Below are 1566 nucleotides of genomic sequence, written 5' to 3'. Positions count from 1 at the left end.
GTGTTTGCTGCTAACAAGTTACTGCACCGGAAAAATTACTCGCTGGCGCTCCCAATTTTCCGGTGAGCAAAGCGTTAGCTTTGCGGAGGCATTTATCGACACTTTGCTATTTTTGATTGGCTCCGTACTGTTTTTTGTATTGGTTATAAAGTTGGAATCAATGATTCCTATTAACTATTTGGATAAAGTAGAAAGAACATTTAGTGATTTAGGTACAACCGTGCAGGTAAGACCAAATTCATACTCTCGTTTTTATAACACCAAAGGACGATTGATAAAAAAGTCAGACATATCAAAAATCCAAATGGCTGGCTGTCTTACTCTTTTTACGTTATCAGATAATGCAATAGATATTACAGTTCATCCAGCTAATAGAGATATCGTGTTTAAAAAGGCTAAAAGTATATTTACAGAGGCTCAAGTTGTTGAAATTGATATGCAAAGCTAACAATACGCATCACTTGCTCCCTGCGGTCGCTGGGACGCCAACCCGCTGCGCGGCCTGTCGCCCGTGTGCTTTGCGTTAGCAGCTTTCGGGTTGTTGTGGCTGTATAGGTTTTCTGTTCTGGCATTGCTCGCGTCTGTTTTTCTTAGCGGTAAAGCCAAAACGTAAAGTCTGCCAGTTTGTGGGTTAGTCGTTGGTGGCAAGGTCGGTAGCGTTGTTTCTCTGGTTCATTTGCTCCGCTTGCAGCAAGTTTTAAGGTTCCAGCCTTTTCGTTGTATCTCACTTGGCTGGTTAGTTTTTTAAATTATGAGTGCAGTGGCTTCGGTCAACATCGCGTGGCGGCAAGCCGCGAAAGTTCGGTGTTTGCTGCTAACAAGTTACTGCACCGGAAAAATAACTCGCTGGCGCTCGTCATTTTCCGGTGAGCAATGCGTTATGCACAATGATTTATGAACCCAGCAGATATTACGTTTAAACAACTTATTAGAGGAGAGGAGTTCCGTAAGTACTACGGTGGCTTACGTTCTCGCTTTAACTCTAGAAAGCTAAAGCATAGTTTAGATTTTTATTGCCAGGACGGCTGTTGCTATATGACTTTATCTGTCAGTGATGACCGATATGTATTTGTGATGAATGTCGGTGAGAAGGGCGACGTGGTTGTTAATGTTTTTGATGCAGATAATAATGAAAAGATTCGAGCCAAGGACTTTTTCTTTACAACAACCGATGAGTTCTTTTTTTCTTATCCTAAGATATTTAACGAGTTCTTCCCTAGGCGGAAAGATCATGCATAACAAGCGCCATCACAATCGCGCCTGTTGGGCGCTGGACTCGCAACAAGTTGCTCGCCTGTGTGGCGGGCGTTAGCAGGCTTTCGGGTGTTAATGGCTTTAGTGCGGTTTTCTTAGTTGGCGTTGCTCACGTCCGGTTTTAGAATACCGGCTTATTTATTCCGTCGGGGCACACCAGTTTGTTGGTTAGTTGCAAACGGTGGTGGCGGTAGCGTTGTTTTTTGTGGCTTCGCTAAACTAGTTTCACAGGTTCCGGGTGGCTCGCCGTATCGCAGTTGGCTGGTTTAGTTTTTAATTAAAAGCAGCCTGCTGTTGTTCAGGTTTGCCAGG

The 1566-nt window shown here is 43.9% G+C and carries 2 protein-coding genes; both read left to right on the top strand.

Annotation, left to right across the window (positions count from 1 at the left end; all coding sequences use genetic code 11):
* Window positions 1–448: hypothetical protein (locus IE163_RS07335; RefSeq protein WP_189431800.1), on the top strand; the 448-nt coding region annotated here is incomplete at its 5' end.
* Window positions 449–894: 446 nt separating this feature from the next.
* Complete coding sequence (locus tag IE163_RS07330; protein ID WP_189431798.1) at window positions 895–1239, top strand: hypothetical protein; 345 nt, start codon at window positions 895–897, stop codon at window positions 1237–1239.
* Window positions 1240–1566 lie beyond the last annotated feature (327 nt).

The organism is Alishewanella longhuensis, from assembly GCF_014653435.1.
Taxonomy (GTDB): Bacteria; Pseudomonadota; Gammaproteobacteria; order Enterobacterales; family Alteromonadaceae; genus Alishewanella; species Alishewanella longhuensis.
Note: the sequence above shows the minus strand (reverse complement) of the source record. Positions and strands in the feature narration are given on the sequence as shown.

Coding starts and splice junctions, on each gene's coding strand:
- IE163_RS07330 (WP_189431798.1), top strand. CDS start 895: ATGAACCCAGCAGATATTACGTTTAAACAACTTATTAGAGGAGAGGAG.